The organism is Pseudoalteromonas aliena, from assembly GCF_038155085.1.
Lineage (GTDB): Bacteria > Pseudomonadota > Gammaproteobacteria > Enterobacterales > Alteromonadaceae > Pseudoalteromonas > Pseudoalteromonas aliena_A.
Genome location: NZ_JBAKAU010000101.1, coordinates 1 through 234, shown reverse-complemented (window position 1 = coordinate 234; position 234 = coordinate 1). Strand labels below are relative to the sequence as shown.

The 234-nt window shown below is 39.7% G+C and carries 1 pseudogene; it reads left to right on the top strand.

Annotation, left to right across the window (positions count from 1 at the left end):
- Window positions 1-234: pseudogene (locus V6260_RS18705) on the top strand (YHYH protein); the annotation flags it as partial.

Here is a 234-nt window from a genome sequence, read left to right as displayed (position 1 = left end):
ACAGCATTAAACAAAAAACGATCAGTAATGGTGGCAAAGTTCAAACAGGTACATTTTCTAGAGGTCCGCAACCCAATCAACATACGCCTACAGTTACTGAACAAAATACAAACCCTGCCATTACAGGCAAGAATAACTTAAAACTAGAAGCATGGGCTGATAACTGGATTAAAGCCTACATAGGCGAGCAATTACTTGTTGAAGATTCTGTGACTATCACCACAGAGCGTTCAT